Here is a 16,887-nt window from a genome sequence, read left to right on the forward strand (position 1 = left end):
GGCTCAGTCGCGGACTTCGACCACAACCGGCTTCGGACGCTCGCCATAGAAGGCGCGCAGATGGGCGACGGCAAAGGCGAGCACCACCAGCGCCATGCCCTGATGGATGACACCGGCAGCCAGCGGCACCTGCATCACGAGCGTCGCGATGCCGATTACCGCCTGGATGCTGATGAGGACGAAAAGCACCACGCTACGGCGGGCATGGGTGGTCTCGGGAGCCGCCCGCAGAGACTGGATCATATAGGCGAGTGCCGCCCCCCACAGAACATATGCGCCGATGCGATGGATGTACTGCACCGTCTTGGGGTTTTCGAAGATGTTGATCCATGCGGGCGACTGGATGAAGAGCCCCTGCGGCACCCAGGCGCCGTCCATAAGCGGCCAGGTGTTGTAGGTGAAGCCGGCATCGAGACCCGCGACAAGAGCGCCGAGATAGATCTGGACGAACGTCATGATAAGCAGAACGCCCGCGAAAAGACGGCTCTTTTCCGTCGGAACAGCATCGTCCGTATGCGGGTAAAGGCTGCGATAGATCCAGACACAGCTGGCGAAGATGAAGCAGGCCATCATCAGATGGACGGCGAGACGATACTGGCTGACGTCAGTCCGCTCGCTGAGACCTGAGGAGACCATCCACCAGCCGATGAAGCCCTGCAGGCCTCCAAGCGCGAGAAGCCCGACCAGCGGCTTGCGCAGGCTCGGCTCGATCTTGCCGCGCAGCCAGAAATAGGCGAGCGGGACGGCAAACAGCACGCCGATCAGGCGGGCGAGCAGTCGATGCGCCCATTCCCACCAGAAGATGAACTTGAACTCGTCGAGGCTCATGCCCTTGTTGATCTGCTGGTATTCCGGGATCTGACGATAAAGTTCGAGCTCTTCTTCCCACTCTGCGGCGGTCAGCGGCGGGATGACACCATGGATAGGTTCCCACTTGGTGATCGACAGGCCCGAGTCGGTCAGGCGGGTTGCGCCGCCGACCAGCACGAGACAGAACAGCGCAAGAATCACCACGCCGAGCCAGATGCGGACCGCCTTTCGGTCAGCATCCACGCGAGCGATTTCCTTGCGCACCTGCAACTCGGTTCCGGTCAATACTGCTGTCATTCGTCAATCCTCTTTTCGACCGTTGATTTGCATCAGTCAGCCGTGCAAAACAAGCCCGCCGGTTTGCGGCAAGCGGTCGCGTCGCGGAAGACGGCGACGTCGAGTAGGAATAAGGCATGACAAGGCGCCCGAAACTGAGATCCTTCATCGGTACGATCCTGATCATCCTGATCGTGTCGGTCTATGCCCTGCTCGCGACGACGATCGCGACGGCAACGCTCGCGACCGCGCCCTGGTGGGCTCATCTGCTTTACTTCCTCCTGACCGGCCTGCTCTGGGTCATTCCGGCCATGCTCGTGATCAAGTGGATGGCCGGTCCCTTCAAGAAGAAGGACGCGGATTAACTCCGCCTTTACCCTGGCACGGTGTCAGGCTGCCCATCTCCGAAACCGATAACCGTTTGTTGGCAGTGTCCGTCTAAGCTCCTGCGCGTCAGTGAAACCGGACAGGATAGGGTACATGCGGGCCCAGATACGCCATGATGCGATGGCATTTGCCGAAGATCTGCCAGATGACGGCGCCACTGTCGAACGCAATCGAACGACCCTCGACAGCCCCGCTGGACGGCTCTCGCTGACGGTTCATCAGCGCATGAAGCCGCTGGAACAGGTCTGGCGGCAGCTCGAGGCCGATCCGTGGAACTCCCTGCATCATGGCTATGACTGGTGCCGCGCCTGGGTCGAGACCCATGGCCATCCGCTTGCCATCGTCGAAGGACGCCTGAACGACGAGACCGCCTTCCTGCTGCCGCTCGAAATCGAACGGCACTATCTCGTGCGCAATGCCCGCTTCATCGGCTCCGCCTTCACAAACTTCAACAGCGGCCTGTTCAGCGCCCGCTTCCGATCGGTAGCATCGACGCTTCCCGGCCACGCGCTCGAAACACTGCTGGTCGACGCGTTGCGCGATCATGCCGACCTGCTCAGCTTGACGAACATCCCCTTCGACTGGCGGGGCGAGCGGCATCCGCTATCGGCTCTGCCGCATATCCGCAACCAGAACGCATCCTTCCAGCTGCCGCTGTGTGCGACCATGGAAGAGACGATTGCGCTGCTGAATGCCAAGAGCCGCCGCAAGAAGTATCGCGCACAGATCCGCAAGCTGGAAGCCGCAGGCGGATTCGAGCATATCCGCCCGACCAAGCTTGCCGAGCAGCAAGCCCTGCTCGAACGCTTCTTTCAGCAGAAGGCCGCCCGGTTTGCCTCAGGCGGCTTGCCGAACGTCTTCCAGCCTGCGGAGACGCAAGCCTTCTTTCGGATGCTTCTCGAGGTGGATCGCGGCGGAAGCGACGTGCCGCTCGAACTGCATGCCGTTCGCCTGAAGGGCGAGCATGACGGCAAGATCGCCGCCATCACCGGTCTCTCGCGCAAGGGCGACCACGTCATCTGTCAGTTCGGCTCAATCGACGACAGTCTGATGGCGGAGGCCAGCCCCGGCGAACTCCTGTTCTGGTTGGTCATCGAGCGCAGCGCCCTGAACGGTGCTGCCCTGTTCGACTTCGGCATTGGCGATCAGGACTACAAGCGTCGCTGGTGCTCCGTGCAAACCGTGCACCATGATGTGTTGCTGCCTCTGCGCCCTGCAGGTCACCTCGCGGCGATGACGCATCGCAGCCTCACCCGGACGAAAACCTTCATCAAAGGCAATCCGCATCTCTATACGCTCATCCAAAGGATGCGAGCCCAGGGCACGGCTGCGCCGATTGGCAAACCAGAGGATTGATCGTTCCCGGCCCGGGGAACGGCCGATATCAGGCTGCGTCCCTCGCGTGGCGGCTTGGCGGCGTCTTCACCGAAAGCAGAACGAGATCCGAGTAGCCGACATCCTCGAAGGTCACCATGATCTCGGCAAGCTCGTCCGCCCTGGGATCGGGAGCCGAGAGGATGATCTCGTGGCGGCCATTGCGGCTGAGACGGGCGACGCTTTCTGCATTCGCAGGACCGCATTCGACCAGAACCAGATCGTAGACGTCAGCGAGTGCATCGACGATCATGGAGAGACGGTCCGCGCCACGCATGGCCTGACGGATATCCGCATTGCCCTGCGGGACGATATCGGCCGTCGAGGAACGATCAGGATGGATGCAATCGGCAAAGGCGGCTTCGCCGGTCAACAGATCCGTGATTCCAGGAAGATCGCGCCAGGACGCCATCAACCGCGTCGGGCAGGCTGATCCCGTCATGTCGACGAGAACCATACGCTTGCCACGATCGGCCAGTTCGCGGGCGAGAGCGACCGTACCGAGCGAGCCATCGTCGCCCGATGGCGAAATCGCAAAAGCGATCCGCGTTTCCTGCTCGACGAGAAAACTGGCCACGGATGCGATAGAGAACTCGTCATGCTCCTCGACAGTCTCAGCCGCAGGAATCTCGGCAGTGACGACCTGCTCCATCTCCTCGACCAGTTCGGCGTCCGGGGCAACATTCAAAAGGCTCGCGGGCGTATCGGCCGAACGCTCGGGCTTGCCCGGATCGGGAGCGGCTTCCTGACGCGGTAGCGCCTCTTCCTCCCGACGGACCGCAACGGGAGCCACCGTCCCCGTGGGACGCAAGGCCCGACCGCTGAAAAGCTCGGCAAGCATCACGGCGACGGCCGCGAGAATCATGGTCGACAACGTGGCGACGATCGTAATCGGCAGAACCTTCGGGAAGTTCGGCTCCTGTGGCTCGATCGCAGTGGAAATCACACGCGCATCAGCAGGGCTCGAAATCCTTGTCGAGGCGTGACGACGCCTCGCGGTAGCGGGCCAGATAGGTTTCGAGCAGCTGACGCTGGGCGGTCGCCTCGCGTTCCAGTGACTTCAAGCCGACTTCGTCCTCGCCGGCACGGGCCGTGTCAGCCTTCAAGGTATTCAGCTGGGCAAGCAGCTGTGTTTCGCGCTCACGCGCAACGGCGGCTTCATTTTCGAGGCCGGCCGCGACCTTCAGCGATTCGGCCTGTACCTGCTCGCGGATACCCGAAAGCTGGGCACGCAGGGCCTTCATCTGGGGATGACCATCGAGGAGGCGCGTGGAGAGATCGGAAATCTGGGCGCGCAGCTGCAATTCGGCGGCCCTCAGGCGCTGGATCGATTCCGAGCGGGCAACCGCATCCAGCGTTTCGGTCGACCTTCCAGCCTTGATGCTGGCACGCAGGTTTTCAGCGGTTGCTTCGGCATTCGCGCGTTCGCCACGGACCCGGGCGAGTTCCGTCGAGATATCGGAGAGCTGCTTGCTGCTGAACGAGCTCTGATCGGAGCCGAGTGACATCAAGCCCGCCGAGGAGCGATATTCCGCAACCTTCTGCTCGGCCTCGCGGACCTTTTCGCGCAGATTGGCGATCTCCGTCTCCAGCCAGCGGACGGCGTCGGAATTGCTGTCGAGCTTGGCTCCGCTCTGCAAGGAGCGATAGACGTCCATCATCGTGTTCGGGACAGCCGCTGCGAGCTTCGGATCCTGCGACGTGAACTCGATCCCGATCACCCGCGACTTGTCGACCTGATAGACGGCGAGCTTTTCCTTGAAGGCGTTGATGACGCGCTCTTCGGGCGGCAGTTCCAGCGGGTTGCTCTTCAGTCCAAAGAGCACGAGGAAGTCGGTGACGACGGAGGGGCTGGAGTCCGGATCGAATTCGGTGCGCTCATGCAGCTTGAGGTCCCGGGCCACCTGCTTGATCAGATCAACGGACTGGAGCAGTTGCACCTGGCTTGCGATATTCAGTTCGTCGGGCAAAGGTTCGGCGATCGAGGACGAGGTTCCCGATGCCGAGAAGTTCGGCTCGCGCGGCTCGATCAGAAGTTTTGCATCGCCCTTGTAGGTGGGCGAGATCGCATTGGCACCAACGAAGGCCAGCACCCCGACAAGCGCAGTCGCGGCCAGGATCCTCCCCTTTCGCTCCCACACGGCGCGAAAGAGCTGGGCGAGGTCGATATCGACATCATGTTGATCGCGGTCCACACTCGGCATCACAGACTCCCGGAACATCTTGCCCGCGAAAGTAAAGGATCATGGTAACTCAAGGGTTAACCGTGATGCTCCCAGTTTTGGCGTCTGAATGAGGCAATCCGCCACCAGACGTTTACCCGGCATTAACCCTAACCATTCGATAACAGGCCAACGAATGTGGGTTCAGTGGGAGCGCAGCAGCGCATGGCGATGGTCGGCAAACAGGCGATGGTTCTGATCGCAAGCGTGGTCCTGTCGATCGGCGTTTCGGGCTGCGCGAGTTATCGCCCTGCCCCGAAGGTCTTTCACGAGGCCACTATCCAGCCGTATCGGCTCGACAGCGGTGACCGGCTGCGCGTCACCGTTTTCGAACAACCGAGCCTCACCAACACCTATACCGTTGACCAGGCCGGCTACATCGCCTTCCCGCTCGTTGGTCAGGTCGCGGCTCGCGGTGCGACCCTCACCCAGCTCGAAGGCGCGATCGCCCAGAAGCTCAAGCAGGGGTACCTGCGTGATCCCGACGTCTCGATCGAAGTCGATCGCTACCGGTCCATCTTCGTCATGGGCCAGGTCGGGCAACCGGGGCAATACGCCTATGTGCCGGGCATGACGATCCTCAACGCCATCGCCGTCTCCGGCGGCTTCAACAGCCGCGCCAATCAACGGGATGTCGACGTGACCCGCAAGATCAACGGACAGATCATCACCGGCCGCGTGCCGATCACCGACCCGATCCTCGCCGGCGACACCGTCTACGTGCGCGAACGGCTGTTCTGATCGATGGCCGAAGCCCCGTCGCTGCGCATCGTGCATTGCTTTCGGTCGCCGATCGGCGGGATCTTCCGCCATGTCCGCGATCTGGCAGAGTTGCACAGCGCGGCCGGACACAAAGTCGGCATCCTCTGCGACAGCTCGACGGGCGGCGCCCATGAAGACCGGCTCTTCGAGCAGATCATGCCGCATCTTGCGCTCGGCGTCACACGCTTCCCGATCCGGCGTTCCGTCAGTTTGAAGGACATGGCGGCGCTCGGCGAAGCTTACAAACTCATCAAGGAATTGCAGCCGGATATCCTGCATGGTCATGGCGCCAAGGGCGGCGTGATCGCGCGGTTGATCGGCTCACTGCTGCGGGTTCGAAGGTATCGCGTCGCCCGCCTCTATTCACCGCATGGCGGCAGCCTGCATTTCTCGCGGGCAAAACCGTCAGGACAGGCCGTCTTCATGGCCGAGCGCGTTCTGGAGCGGATGACGGAATCGATTTCTTTCGTCTGCGACTACGAGCGCCAGACCTACGAGACGAAGATCGGCAGGCCCCACTGTCAGGCGACGCGGGTCTATAACGGCATCAGCGAGAGAGACTTCGGGCGTATCCCGGTCGAAGCCGAGGGCGTGGATTTCGCCTATATCGGGATGCTGCGCGACCTCAAGGGGCCCGATGTCTTCATCAATGCCTTCGCCGAAGCTGAACGACTGGTTGGTCGACCGTTGAGCGGGGTGATCGTCGGAGACGGCCCCGACCTTGAGCGCTATCGTCGAATTGTCGAACAGAAGGGCCTCAGCCGCCGGATCGGCTTCAGACCCGCCATGCCCATCGCCGAGGCCTTTGCGCTCTCCGACATCATCGTCGTTCCCTCGCGCGCCGAGGCCATGCCCTATATCGTCCTGGAGGCGCTGGCCGCAGAAAAGACGGTTATCGCCTCACGGGTCGGGGGCATTCCCGAGATCCTCGGCCCTGACTGCGAGGCCCTCGTCGAGGCCGGCCGCGCCGACTTCTTCGGCGCCGTGATGGCCAAGGCGCTCACCGATCCGGACTGGTCGAGGCGAACCATGCCAAGCCCTCAGAGCTTCCGCTCCCGTTTTTCCGCAACAGTCATGGCCAGGGACATCGAAACGCTTTATCGGGCGCAACTCGCGCGCATTTGACCGCGGCTTGCGCCGAAACGGAACAGATCACACCATTTCTGAGGGGATCCTAAAGCGTTTCTTAGGACCTTCGCCGTAGTCTTCCCGCACACACGTGCGAGATCCAGACATGAACAAGGTCGACAAACCCGAGGCATTCGATCTTGACGCATTGCGTCGCGGTCAGACGGTCGGCGACGATCCCCTGCACAAGGTGGAAGGGGAGCGTAAAGCCGAAATCAGCGCATTGGCACGCCAGATCGCGTCACAATACGCGGTGGCCAACTATTCGCCGTCGATCGTGATCGGCCAGCTGCGTTTTCTCGAGTTCTTCAGTCTGTTCGGGATTGCGCTCGGCGCCAACTTCTTCTTCGCCTTCGATCCGGGCGCTCACTTCCTCGACACGAGCGTCAGTGCCTTTGTCGGCTCGCTGATGGCATTGCTCTTCATGCAGGCCAGCGATTGCTACCATGTCTCGATTCTGCGTTCGCCGATGGGATCCATGGCGCGGGTTCTGGGAAGCTGGATGGCTTCCCTCGGTCTTGTCGCTCTGACGAACTTCCTGTTCATCGACCATGACCCCAATTACCGCAGCATACTCGCCGCATGGTTCGTGCTCGGTGCGATTTATCTCCTGATCGAGCGCAATCTGATCGGGTTTGGCTTTCGGCGCTGGGGACGCAACGGCGTGATGGAGCGCCGAGCGGTGATCGTCGGCGGCGGCAAACCTGCCAAAGACCTTATCCGCGCTCTGGAACAGCAGCCGGAAAACGATATCCGGATCTGCGGTATCTTCGACGATCGCAACTCTACACGCTCCCCGGACGTGGTTGCCGGTTACCCGAAGCTCGGGACCGTGGCGGAACTCGTCGAATTTGCGCGTCTCGCCCATATCGACATGCTGATCATCTCGCTGCCGCTCAGCGCTGAAGCCCGCATCATGCAGCTCCTGAAGATGCTCTGGGTGCTACCGGTCGATATCCGCCTCGCCGCCCATTCCAACAATCTGCGCTTCCGGCCGCGCGCGTATTCGCATGTCGGTGCGGTCCCGCTTCTCGACATTCTCGACAAGCCGATCCGTGACTGGGATTCCGTCGCCAAGCGCGCCTTCGACATCTTCTTCAGCGTTCTCGCCCTAATCCTGCTGTGGCCGGTTTTCATTGCCACGGCGATTGCGGTCAAGATGACATCCAAGGGACCGGTCTTCTTCGTGCAGAAGCGTCACGGCTTCAACAACGAGGTAATCAACGTCCTGAAATTCCGGTCGATGTATACGGAAATGAGCGATCCGACGGCCAAGAATGCCGTTACCAAGAACGACCCGCGCGTGACGCCGGTCGGCCGTTTCATCCGCAAGACGTCGATCGACGAGTTGCCGCAGATCTTCAACGTGCTGCGCGGTGATCTCTCGCTGGTCGGTCCCCGTCCCCATGCCGTCCTCGGCCAGACCCGCGACAAGACATTCGGCGAAATCGTCGAGGGTTACTTCGCCCGGCACCGGGTCAAGCCCGGCGTCACCGGTTGGGCGCAGATCAATGGCTGGCGCGGAGAAATCGACACCGACGACAAGATCAAGTTCCGCACGGCCTATGACCTCTATTACATCGAAAACTGGTCTCTCTGGTTCGATCTGAAGATCCTGTTCCTGACCCCGCTCAGGCTTCTCAATACCGAGAACGCCTATTGAGTGCCGTCGTCAACCAAGCGAGGCCCTTCAACCCGCAGGCAGCTGCCGTTCAGCTGATGATCTCCTGGATCATGGCCTTCGGCGTTTTCCTTTCGGGCTTCGTCATATCCGAGCCTGCCCCTTATGAACTTCTGATGGTCGGCCAGGTCGCGCTCTGGTTCCTCTTCGGCCTGAAGATCTCGCGCGTCGTCGCGCCCCTGCTCGCTATGTTGCTGATCTTCAACGTCGGAGGGCTTTTGGCACTTACCATGCTACGGACCATCCTGACGGAACAGGTGCTCTATGTCGCGGTGTCGATCTTTCTGGCGCTCACGGCCGTGTTTTACGCTGCGGTCATCGAGGACAGGCCGCAGCGGCTAAAACTGATCTTCCAGGCCTGGGTGGCTGCCGCCATCATCACGGGCATGCTCGGGATCCTTGGCTATTTCCACGCCTTCCCCGGAGCAGAAGTCTTCACGCGCTATGATCGCGCCATGGGCGCCTTCCAGGACCCCAATGTCTTCGGCCCGTTTCTCGTCGCGCCGACACTTTACCTGATGCATGGCATGCTGAAAGGGCGGCTGCTCGAGTCCCCGCTGCGGATTGTCGGTATTCTGATCCTTTCCTTGGCGGTGTTTCTCTCCTTCTCGCGCGCCGCCTGGGGACTGTTTCTCTTCTGCACCGTCGCCCTGGTCTTCGTCATGCTCCTCAAGGAGCGAACCAATGCCTTCCGCCTGAAGATCCTGGTGCTGTCGCTTGCGGCGGTTGTCGCCATGGTCTTGGCGCTCTCGGTCGCTCTGCAGTTCGAGAAGGTGCAGGCGCTGTTCGAGACCCGGACCCAGCTGGTGCAGGAATATGACGGCGGCCACCTGGGGCGCTTCGCCCGGCACCGTCTCGGTTTTGAACTGGCGATGGAGAGGCCGCTCGGGATAGGGCCGATGATGTTCGGTCGGATCTTCCCGGAAGACGAGCACAATATCTGGCTGAAATCCCTGATGGCCTATGGCTGGATCGGCTTTGTCTCTTACGTGACCCTGATGATCTGGACCGTGTCGATGGGCTTCCGCTACTTGCTGCGCGAACGCCCCTGGCAACCCTATCTGATGGTCGCCTGGATCGTTCTCGTCGGGCATATCCTGGTCGGCACCGTGATCGATACCGACCACTGGCGGCATTTCTATCTCGTGCTCGGCATCGTCTGGGGCTGCGGCGCTGCCGAATGGCGTCACCAGCGCGCCTTGCGGAACTGACGCAGAAATGGCCGATTGCGGGCACTGCATTGATTTATTGCCCGCGCACCCCATACTTTACTCATGATCACACCTGCTCAGATACGCGCTGCGCGCGCCATGCTCGACGTCACCATCGACCGATTGTCGCAGGAAAGCGGCGTGCCCGCGCTGCTGATCCTCCAGATCGAAGCCGGGAATGGCTATGACGCCACACCACAGCATTACGCGGCGCTGAAGACCGCGCTCACGGATATGGGCGTCGTCTTTCTGGATGCGGGCGAAGGCGGCCAAGGTGCAGAAGGACTTCGTCTTGCTGCGCGCGGCAGTGACGACGGCATGCGCCCCGAAGAACTCACCGCCGCCAACGACGATTGAGTTTTTCCAATATGGCGATGGAACAATAACCGGCGCCCAGACTTTCCCTGTCCGACATCATCAGACAGGAGAATTTCATGAGCCGGAACAATGGCCTCTACCTCATCATCGGTGCACTCGTGGTCGCCGTCATCGGCCTTGGCATCTATGTCTACCAGGAAGAGCAGAAGCCTGACGGCGTCGAACTCCGCATCGGCGAGAGCGGCGTTTCGATCGAGGAAAACTGAGCAACGGCCTCAGCGGCTCAAATTCGGCCTGGCCGAATGAAGGTTTCGTAGAACTGCTGGGGGGCGCCGATGGCGCCCTCAAGCATGTAGGCCTGGCGCTCAGAGCCGGCGCGTCGCGCGATGACGGGCAGGCCATGGTCCAGGGCATCAAGTAGGCGATACTCCACCAGCCGTCTGCCATTCTCATCCTTCCAGACGATCATCGATCCTTCCGGCCGGGCTTCACTCTCTCCGGCGAATTCATCAAGCCCATGGAAATCCAGCCATTGGGCGAGCAGCGCCTCGCCATTGCCCGGCGACACCACCCGATCCGCCCTGCCCTGCCAGATCGCCACGGCTGGTTTGCGGCTGGACACGTCTCCTGCCGCACTCCGTGCCAGGTCACCCCATTCCCGTCTGCTGCGGCGAGGACCTGATTTCATCACTGAAAGTGCCGACATGGCGTCGCGGGCCGCGCCAAAGGGGAGGCCACCCACCACCTGACCGGCGGCAAAGAGATCCGGATATGTGACGAGAAGCGCATTGGCCATGGCACCGCCCGCCGACAGGCCCTGGATAAAGACCCTGCTTTCCGCGATCCCGTGACGCTCGATCGCGTGTTCGATCATCTGGCGGATCGACATCAGCTCACCGCGATCGCGCGCCACCATGCTCGGGCGGAACCAGTTGAAGCAGAGATTGTGATTGTTCTCCTTGGTCTGCTCCGGATAGAGCAGCACGAAACCCTTTTCCCGCGCCATGCGGCTCCAACCGCTGCCACGATCATACTGTTTTGCAGTCTGCAGGCAGCCATGCAGGACCACCACGAGCGTGGCTGGGTCCCGGCGGGCGGAGGGCACATATTCAAACATCCGCAGTCGTCCGGGATTGCTGCCGAAGGCATGCACCTGCGCGAGCCCGGAGCGCGGCGCACGGGGTTTTGCGACCTTCGGCTCATACATCCTGAGCTTGGGCATCGCCTTCTCCAGCCTGCGCTGCAGACGCTTCTGGCTTCGGAGCAGCGCGGAGAGCGGAGACATGGAGAACTTGAAGCGCATCGGATTCCGGCTCCCTTCGAACCTCTTTCCAATATAATGCTGCATTGCAGCAAACATAGGACAGAAACCAAAAGAAGCCGAGTGACATTCACGCTCGGGAGTTTTGCGACGACCTGTCGCCCAAGAACGAAAAAACCGGGCACCTTGCGGTACCCGGTCTCTCTAACCATGTCACGAAATCAACTGCTTGATCCGCAAACATAAAATGGTCGGAATGGCGGGATTCGAACCCACGACCCCTTGACCCCCAGTCAAGTGCGCTACCGGGCTGCGCTACATTCCGTCATCTGCCAATCGTGCTTTTTGGGTCACGAGTGACCCGCTCGACAGCCAGTTCCCTTTAGACAGTCAGCCATTTCTGCGCAAGGGGAAACTCCAGCAGGGACGAAAAAATGCGAGGATGATCAGTTCAGACGCTGCATCAGCGCTCTGATTTCCTCGAAGCGCCGGCGTTCTTCGGGTTCTTCGCTGTTTGCGGCGTAGCAGGTCAGGTCCATGCAGAAGCGCGTTACCTGCAGCGGTTCGGCGTCACGTTCGAATTGGCACTCGATCTCGTCAGAAATGTCCTGCGGTTCGCTGTCCATCCGGGTGGAATAGGTCAGCCTTGCTCCTGGCGGATCAAGCTCAGGAAAGGCCTGGACAACGCCGACCTTGAGATCTTTGACCATCACCATGTTCTTCGCCACGAAGATGCAGGCATCCTCGACGGTAGCAGGTCTGGCCTCGGTGGCGTCAGACGACGTTGCTGCCTGCTGCGCGAGCGCCGGGGCGGCGGCGAGCAGGGAGAGAACTGGGAGTGTGATAAAAAGCCGTTTCATGGAGCCTCGCGCGGGTTGCGTGTCGGTCCTTCAACGCCTCAAGGTCAGCGGTGTTCCGTTCAACGGAACGATGCGTCATCACCGCACCTGGTCGAGCAGCCGCTTGCATTCGAGCAGGTCGAAGAGAGCCTCCTGCAGGAGCGCACGGTCTTCCTTGCCGACGGAGCCCTTGCCGACCGAGATTTCCGGTGCGTCATCATTGGCACTGCCACCGAAGCCGAAGAAACGACCGCTGGTGCGCACCTTGGGTCGGCCGACGACCTGGTCCTCGTCGAGATTGACCTTCGGCTCGTCGCTCTTAGAGGCATTGGCGGCAACAAGCGCTTCCATGGTGGCGACATCGCCGGTGGCAACAGCCATGACGAACTTGTTGCCGTTGGTCTTCAGAAGCTTCTGCACGCCCTTGATCGTATAACCCTGATCGTAGAGCAGATGGCGGATGCCCTTAAGCAGTTCGACATCGTCGGGACGATAGTAGCGCCGACCGCCGCCGCGCTTCAGGGGCTTGATCTGCGGAAAGCGGGTTTCCCAGAAGCGCAGGACATGCTGCGGCAGGTCGAGGTCATCAGCGACTTCACTGATCGTGCGGAAAGCATCCGGGCTCTTGTCCAACTGCATCACAGCGCTCCTCGAAGATCACGCGGGCGCGCGACTCGGATCACATTTCAACGGGGTGAGGGCTGGTTTTCAAGCGCTCGATGACCGGCGGCACGATGCTCCACCGATTTTGGTCTTTTCTCAGGCGGCCGGATTGACCGGCTTCTGCTTGGCCTTGCGGGCTATATGAGCGCGAAGAATGCGCTGCTTGAGAACGTTGGACGCCTTGAACGTCATCACCCGACGGGGAGAAATCGGCACTTCCTCGCCGGTCTTCGGATTACGGCCGATTCGCTCGTTCTTGCTACGAACCTGAAAGGTGGCGAAGGACGAAAGCTTCACGGATTCACCACGCACAATGGCATTGCAAATCTCGTCGATGACCGTTTCCACGAGTTCGGCGGATTCCGTCCGGGAGAGACCGACCTTGCGAAAGACTGATTCTGCCAAATCCGCACGCGTCACTGTCTTTCCGGCCATTGTTCTCGCCCGCCTAAATCAATGATCTTGTTGAATTGGGCAGAGACTATTGCCCTTGGCCGCAACGGTCAAGTGCTTGTCGATGCGCAATTTTTAGGGTTTCAAATGCTACCAGCGCACCAGCACGGCGCCCCAGGTGAAGCCGCCGCCCATGGCCTCGAGCATCACCAGATCTCCCTGCTTGATCCGGCCGTCGCTGGCCGCCGTCGCAAGGGCCAGCGGAATGGATGCCGCAGACGTATTTCCATGCTTGTCGACGGTGATCACGACCTTCTCATCGGGAATGCCGAGCTTCTTCGCCGAGCCGTCGATGATGCGCTTGTTGGCCTGATGCGGGACCAGCCAGTCGATGTCGTCAGCGGTCGTACCGGTCGCCGTGAACGCAGCCTCGATGACGTCGGTGATCATGCCGACGGCATGCTTGAAGACTTCGCGGCCTTCCATGCGCAGATGACCAACCGTGCCTGTGGTCGAGGGACCGCCATCGACATAGAGCTTTTCACGATGGGCGCCGTCCGAGCGCAGGTTCGAGGTGAGAACGCCGCGGTCTGCAACCGTCCCCTCGCCTTCGGCCGCCTCGAGGACCAACGCGCCAGCACCGTCGCCGAACAGAACGCAGGTCGTGCGGTCGGTCCAGTCGAGGATGCGGGAGAAGGTCTCGGCGCCGATGACCAGCACGCGCTTTGCCATGCCGCCGCGGATATAGAGATCAGCCGTCGCCATGGCATAGACGAAGCCGGAACAGACGGCCTGAACGTCGAAGGCGAAGCCGTGATGCATGCCGAGACGGTTCTGGATGTTGACGGCCGTCGCCGGGAAGGTGTTATCGGGCGTCGAGGTCGCACAGATGATCAGGTCGATGTCTGCAGCCGTCAAACCCGCGCGATCAAGCGCTTCCTGAGCTGCCGCTGCACCCAGCGATGCCGTCGTCTCGCCTTCACCTGCGATGTAGCGCTGCTTGATGCCGGTACGCTGAACAATCCACTCGTCGGAGGTTTCGACCAGGCTTTCGAGATCAGCATTGGTCATAACCCGTTTCGGGAGCGCTGCTCCGAAACCGCGAACTACAGAACGGATCATTGGAGTTTCCTACCTTTCACGCCGCTTCGGGGCCGGCCGGAGACGGGTGCCGCGCGTGATATTTTTTCAAGTCGTTTTCGATCTTCTGGGTGAGACCGTTCCGGGCCATGTCATAGCCCACATCGAGAGCCGCCGCAAAGCCTTCGGCATCCGTGCCGCCGTGGCTTTTGATGACGATACCGTTCAAGCCGAGGAAGACACCGCCATTGACCTTGCGCGGGTCCATCTTCTCGCGCAGGCGATCAAAGGCGCCCTTTGCCAGGATGTAGCCAAGCTTGGCCATCCAGGTGCGCGACATGGCCGCGCGCAGGTATTCGGCAATCTGCTTGGCCGTGCCCTCTGCAGTCTTGAGGGCGATGTTGCCGGTAAAGCCTTCGGTGACGACGACGTCGACCGTGCCCTTGCCGAGGTCATCCCCTTCAACGAAGCCATAATAGTCGATCGTGTCGAGGCCGGCCTCGCGAATGAGGCGCCCGGCTTCCTTGACCTCTTCCTGGCCCTTGATCTCCTCCACGCCGACATTGAGAAGGCCAACCATGGGCTTCTCGATCTCGAACAGCGCGCGCGCCATGGCGCCGCCCATGACGGCGAAGTCGAGCAATTGCTGCGCATCGGCACCGATGCCAGCACCGACATCGAGCACGATGCTCTCGCCCGACAACGTCGGCCAGATCGCGGCGATCGCCGGGCGCTCGATGGTCGCCATGGTGCGCAGGCAGAATTTCGCCATGGCCATAAGCGCGCCGGTGTTGCCGGCCGAGACGACCACATCCGCCTGGCCGGACTTCACCGCCTCGATCGAGCGCCACATGCTGGAGACGTAGCGGCCGCGGCGAAGCGCCTGGCTCGGCTTCTCATCCATGGTGACGGAGATGTCGCAGTGGTGGAAGGTCGACTTTTCCTTCAGCTTGGGAAACTGCGCGAGGATCGGCAGGCAGCGTTCCTGCTGGCCGAAGAGAAGGAAGGTTACATCGGGATGACGCTCAAGTGCCTTGGCGGCTCCGGGGATGACGACCTCGGGACCGAAGTCTCCACCCATGACGTCGACAGAAATTCTGATCACTTAGACCTGACCCTTCTTCATCGCTGGTCAGCGATATTTTCGGCCAAAATAGCGCTTTTCACTCGGCACACAACCCACCCGCAGGTGCAGATGGGGGATGATCAGTCCTTTTTCCAGTCTTTCAGGACCGCAAAGGGCGACGGCTTCTTGTCTTCTTCAGCCTTGCTTTCGATGTGTCCGGAGAAGGCAACGCCTTCTTTCTTCGGATAGGGATCGATGTCGAGAGCGGCGAATTCGGCGACCAGCGCGCCGGCGTCGATCGTGTCACCGGTAAACTGTTCAGGAAGGTCGGGACCATCCGGATCGAGCACCATCTCACCGGCGCCATCGAGCACGATGCGGGCAAGCTTGGATCCCTCCGGCACGAAGATCTGGTCGATCTCCTGATCGATCGTGGAGACCACCGGTTCCAGGGTGACGACGCAGGCCTGCACGAGTTCGCCCGTGACATTCCCCTTGATGCGTACACCGTCCTTTTTCCAGCGGGCGATCTGCAGGTCGGCGGACAGCCGATTGACCGCCTCCACGTTCCAGAGGTCCGCAAGGCCCGCGCGCTCACGCTCGTCGGCTTCCACATGGACCTGTACCGGGTTGGCGGAGATATGGGCGACTTTCACCAGATAGGTGAACTCGCGAGGGTCCCTTGCATTGCTGCCTGTCATGTCGTCAATCCTTGTTCTACCGTCCGGTGCGACCTCTGCGTTCCAAGCGCTTGCCGCTGCTCAGGTTCCCGGGACGGCCAGGCGGGCCATGCCCGTCTCGATTTCGTTTTCATCCAGGGCGGCCAGCGCCTGCTCGGCTGCAAACATCCAGTCGGCCAGCGCCTGCATGGAGGGAGCCGCCTCGCCTTCTTCGGGATGAATGTTGCGCTTCAGCGCGGCGCCAAGCGCTTCGCGGTCGTTTTTATCCAGTGCCGCCGCGTAGGACTCCAGTCGACCATAATACATGCCGGCGAGCTTCTTCATGCGCTTCGGCACGCCGGGATCGCCGACGCCCAGTTCGCGGATGGAGTGATCGACATCCTCAAAGAAGGCGTCGATGATGTTCTGGGCGATCTCCTGGCCGCTGCGCGGAGATTTCGCCGTGCGGCGAAAATAGAGAATCAGCATGATCGTCAACAGCTCGAACCGACCGATCACGGTGTCCGGAACATTCATGTCGAGATAGAATGCGGGCGTGCGCGCCGCCGCCGTCAAAGCCCCGTACTGGCGCTCGACGATCACCTGATTGTTTCTTTTCTGCCGAAAGAAGCCGAATACCATCCAATTCCACCAAAAAGAGCCGGCCGAAGTGGTGAGCCCGGACGTGGTCGTGTTGCATGATTGCGAAAGCTGGTTTACCGAAGCAGGCGTGAATTGCAATGCCGATATCCGGCAC

General features: G+C 61.0%; 17 protein-coding genes, 1 tRNA gene and 1 pseudogene. 8 read left to right on the plus strand and 11 right to left on the minus strand.

Features of this window, described 5'->3' with window-relative positions; genetic code table 11:
* Window positions 1-3 precede the first annotated feature (3 nt).
* Window positions 4-1,107, minus strand: coding sequence for a COX15/CtaA family protein (locus SJY08_RS10125; RefSeq protein ID WP_377275476.1), 1,104 nt, complete (start codon window positions 1,105-1,107; stop codon window positions 4-6).
* Between the two features lie 116 nt (window positions 1,108-1,223).
* Between SJY08_RS10125 and SJY08_RS10130 the strand changes: the two genes are divergently transcribed.
* A complete protein-coding gene (locus SJY08_RS10130) occupies window positions 1,224-1,451 on the plus strand; it encodes a DUF2842 domain-containing protein (RefSeq protein ID WP_069041660.1) in 228 nt (75 codons plus the stop codon).
* 115 nt (window positions 1,452-1,566) lie between these two features.
* Window positions 1,567-2,829 (plus strand): GNAT family N-acetyltransferase, encoded by a 1,263-nt coding sequence (locus SJY08_RS10135; RefSeq protein ID WP_377275477.1) that lies wholly within the window; start codon window positions 1,567-1,569, stop codon window positions 2,827-2,829.
* A gap of 28 nt (window positions 2,830-2,857) precedes the next feature.
* Here the strand turns inward: SJY08_RS10135 and SJY08_RS10140 are convergent.
* Window positions 2,858-5,051 (minus strand): annotated as a pseudogene (locus tag SJY08_RS10140) (GumC family protein).
* 189 nt (window positions 5,052-5,240) lie between these two features.
* Between SJY08_RS10140 and SJY08_RS10145 the strand changes: the two are divergent.
* The 6 genes from SJY08_RS10145 (at window position 5,241) to SJY08_RS10170 (ending at window position 10,435) form a co-directional block, all read left to right on the plus strand.
* Window positions 5,241-5,810 carry a polysaccharide biosynthesis/export family protein gene (locus SJY08_RS10145; protein WP_371418475.1) on the plus strand — a complete coding sequence of 190 codons (570 nt, stop codon included), beginning with the start codon at window positions 5,241-5,243 and terminating at the stop codon, window positions 5,808-5,810.
* 3 nt (window positions 5,811-5,813) lie between these two features.
* The gene (locus tag SJY08_RS10150) at window positions 5,814-6,956 is read left to right on the plus strand and encodes a glycosyltransferase family 4 protein (protein WP_377275478.1); all 1,143 of its coding nucleotides are present in this window, start codon (window positions 5,814-5,816) and stop codon (window positions 6,954-6,956) included.
* 109 nt (window positions 6,957-7,065) lie between these two features.
* Window positions 7,066-8,622: an undecaprenyl-phosphate glucose phosphotransferase gene (locus tag SJY08_RS10155; RefSeq protein ID WP_377275479.1), complete on the plus strand. Its 1,557-nt coding sequence runs from the start codon at window positions 7,066-7,068 to the stop codon at window positions 8,620-8,622.
* Window positions 8,619-9,851 (plus strand): O-antigen ligase family protein, encoded by a 1,233-nt coding sequence (locus SJY08_RS10160; RefSeq protein WP_377275480.1) that lies wholly within the window; start codon window positions 8,619-8,621, stop codon window positions 9,849-9,851. The genes SJY08_RS10155 and SJY08_RS10160 overlap by 4 nt, the downstream gene beginning before the upstream one ends.
* Window positions 9,852-9,950: 99 nt before the next feature.
* Window positions 9,951-10,208, plus strand: a complete 258-nt coding sequence (locus SJY08_RS10165) for a hypothetical protein (protein WP_377275481.1) — start codon at window positions 9,951-9,953, stop codon at window positions 10,206-10,208.
* Between the two features lie 77 nt (window positions 10,209-10,285).
* Entirely contained in the window at window positions 10,286-10,435 is a 150-nt protein-coding gene (locus SJY08_RS10170) for a hypothetical protein (RefSeq protein ID WP_006727526.1), read from the plus strand.
* A gap of 17 nt (window positions 10,436-10,452) precedes the next feature.
* Here the strand turns inward: SJY08_RS10170 and SJY08_RS10175 are convergent, their stop codons facing one another.
* From SJY08_RS10175 to SJY08_RS10215, 9 genes are all read right to left on the minus strand, one after another.
* Window positions 10,453-11,472: a PHB depolymerase family esterase gene (locus SJY08_RS10175; protein ID WP_377275482.1), complete on the minus strand. Its 1,020-nt coding sequence runs from the start codon at window positions 11,470-11,472 to the stop codon at window positions 10,453-10,455.
* 206 nt (window positions 11,473-11,678) lie between these two features.
* A tRNA-Pro gene (locus tag SJY08_RS10180) sits at window positions 11,679-11,755 on the minus strand.
* A 121-nt stretch (window positions 11,756-11,876) separates the two neighbouring features.
* The gene (locus SJY08_RS10185) at window positions 11,877-12,290 is read right to left on the minus strand and encodes a hypothetical protein (RefSeq protein WP_377275483.1); all 414 of its coding nucleotides are present in this window, start codon (window positions 12,288-12,290) and stop codon (window positions 11,877-11,879) included.
* 78 nt (window positions 12,291-12,368) lie between these two features.
* Entirely contained in the window at window positions 12,369-12,902 is a 534-nt protein-coding gene (locus tag SJY08_RS10190; RefSeq protein ID WP_377278538.1) for a MerR family transcriptional regulator, read from the minus strand.
* 126 nt (window positions 12,903-13,028) lie between these two features.
* Window positions 13,029-13,367 carry an integration host factor subunit alpha gene (locus SJY08_RS10195; protein ID WP_054150580.1) on the minus strand — a complete coding sequence of 113 codons (339 nt, stop codon included), beginning with the start codon at window positions 13,365-13,367 and terminating at the stop codon, window positions 13,029-13,031.
* Window positions 13,368-13,475: 108 nt separating this feature from the next.
* Window positions 13,476-14,447, minus strand: coding sequence for a beta-ketoacyl-ACP synthase III (locus SJY08_RS10200; protein WP_054150579.1), 972 nt, complete (start codon window positions 14,445-14,447; stop codon window positions 13,476-13,478).
* 16 nt (window positions 14,448-14,463) lie between these two features.
* On the minus strand, window positions 14,464-15,510 hold the full coding sequence (gene plsX, locus SJY08_RS10205) for a phosphate acyltransferase PlsX (RefSeq protein ID WP_054150578.1): 1,047 nt from the start codon (window positions 15,508-15,510) through the stop codon (window positions 14,464-14,466).
* Window positions 15,511-15,611: 101 nt separating this feature from the next.
* A complete protein-coding gene (locus SJY08_RS10210; protein WP_069041668.1) occupies window positions 15,612-16,172 on the minus strand; it encodes a DUF177 domain-containing protein in 561 nt (186 codons plus the stop codon).
* 60 nt (window positions 16,173-16,232) lie between these two features.
* Window positions 16,233-16,772, minus strand: a complete 540-nt coding sequence (locus SJY08_RS10215) for a ubiquinol-cytochrome C chaperone family protein (RefSeq protein WP_377275484.1) — start codon at window positions 16,770-16,772, stop codon at window positions 16,233-16,235.
* Window positions 16,773-16,887: the final 115 nt, after the last annotated feature.

The organism is Rhizobium sp. R86522 (genome assembly GCF_042466255.1).
GTDB lineage: Bacteria > Pseudomonadota > Alphaproteobacteria > Rhizobiales > Rhizobiaceae > Allorhizobium.